At 69.0% G+C, this 1,894-nt stretch carries 2 protein-coding genes and 1 pseudogene; all 3 read left to right on the forward strand.

The features are described 5' to 3' along the window. On the forward strand, positions 1–635 hold a 635-nt coding region (prs, locus tag ACFWPJ_RS31685; protein ID WP_378857034.1), incomplete at its 5' end, for a ribose-phosphate diphosphokinase. Between the two features lie 202 nt (positions 636–837). Continuing rightward, complete coding sequence (locus ACFWPJ_RS31690; protein ID WP_378857036.1) at positions 838–1,401, forward strand: hypothetical protein; 564 nt, start codon at positions 838–840, stop codon at positions 1,399–1,401. 23 nt (positions 1,402–1,424) lie between these two features. Continuing rightward, positions 1,425–1,894, forward strand: a pseudogene (locus ACFWPJ_RS31695) (DUF2461 domain-containing protein); the annotation flags it as partial.

Below are 1,894 nucleotides of genomic sequence, written 5' to 3' on the forward strand. Positions count from 1 at the left end.
CCGCCCGCCTCGTGGCCGACCTGCTCAAGACCGCGGGCGCCGACCGCATCATCACCGTCGACCTGCACACCGACCAGATCCAGGGCTTCTTCGACGGCCCCGTCGATCACATGCACGCGCTGGTGCAGCTCTCGGAGTACATCCGCACCAACTACCAGTCCGACAACCTGGCCGTTGTCTCCCCCGACGCGGGCCGCGTGAAGGTCGCCGAGAAGTGGGCCGACTCGCTCGGCGGCACGCCGCTGGCGTTCATCCACAAGACCCGCGACCCGCTGGTGCCCAACCAGGTGAAGTCCAACCGCGTCGTCGGTGACGTCGAGGGCCGCACCTGCGTGCTGATCGACGACATGATCGACACCGGTGGCACCATCGCGGGTGCGGTGAAGGTCCTCAAGGAGGCCGGCGCGGGCGATGTGATCATCGCCGCCACCCACGGCGTGCTGAGCGACCCGGCCGCCGAGCGCCTGGCCAACTGCGGTGCCAGGGAAGTCGTCATCACCAACACGCTGCCGATCAGCGAGGAGAAGAAGTTCCCCACGCTGACCGTGCTGTCCATCGCGCCGCTGCTGGCGCGCACCATCCGCGAGGTCTTCGAGAACGGCTCGGTCACCGGCCTGTTCAACGGCAACGCCTAACCGCCTCCCCGCGACTTTTGGCCAGACTGAGGTGCGGGGTGGGTTGGGGACGCGGCAAGCCTTCGGGAGTGAAGGGTTAGCCCGTACCCGGTGAGTTACCCATGTTCTCGCGAGATCAGTCGGTGCGCTTGTCTTCGGACGTGGCGCATCGGCTGGTCTCGAGGCATGGTGGTCCTGTAGTTCGGGACGTGGCAGGGGGAACATGAGTACCGAATCGGACCGGCCGGTCGAGCTGGACAAAGATCAGGTGGTGCCGCGGGTGCAGGATGCACCGGCGCCGACCGAGCGGATGTGGGTGGACGACGCTCCGCCCGCCGAACTCCCACCGCCCGCGCCCGCGCAGCCCGAGCTGCCGTGGGCCGGGATCGAGCGTCCGGCGCCGCCGGTCGAGCTGCCGCCGTATCCGCCGCCACCGCCCGCGCCGGTCTATCCGCAGGCGTATCCCGTTCCGGGCCAGGTCGGTTACGGCGCGCCGCGGTATCCGCTGCCCTATCAGCCCATGCCGATGCAGCGCTACGGGTATGCCGACACCACACCCATCTGGTCGATCATCAGCTTCTGCTGTGTCGCGGCGTCGGTGGTCGGCGGGGCGATGCTGTGCGGGCTGCCGATCCTGGTGACCGCGCCGACCGGGATCGTGCTCGGTCTCGTCGGGCACGCCAAGGGCGAGCAGATGGGTAAGTGGGCGGCGATCGCCAACGGCGTCGTCGCGGCGCTGGCCGCGCTGGCCGTCGTGCTGTTCGTGGTGGCGCTCGGCAGTCTCTGACCGGCGCGGGCGATACTGCATCGATGGACGCTTTCACCGGGTTCCCGCTGGCGGCCCTCGACTTCTACGAGGACCTCGAGGCCGACAATTCCAAAGCATTCTGGACCGCGCACAAGCAGACCTACGACGAGGCGGTGCGCGCGCCGATGACCGCCCTGGCCGCCGAACTCGAATCGGAGTTCGGGCAGGCCAAGATCTTCCGGCCCTACCGCGACGTCCGCTTCTCGGCCGACAAGACGCCGTACAAGAACCATCAGGGCGCGGTGGCCGGCACGGCGCCCGGTGTCGGCTGGTACGTGCAGATCAACGCGGCGGGACTGTTCGTCGCCGGCGGCTGATACCAGATGTCGCCCGCGGCGCTGGCGACGCTGCGGGCCACCATCGACGACGACGTCCGCGGCGCCGAACTCGAGGCGATCCTCGCGGCGGCGAGCGCGGCGGGTTACACCATCGGCGGTGACCGTCTCAAGACCAAGCCCAAGGGCTACTCCAT

The sequence above is a fragment of the Nocardia sp. NPDC058497 genome (genome assembly GCF_042720195.1).
Taxonomy (GTDB): domain Bacteria; phylum Actinomycetota; class Actinomycetes; order Mycobacteriales; family Mycobacteriaceae; genus Nocardia.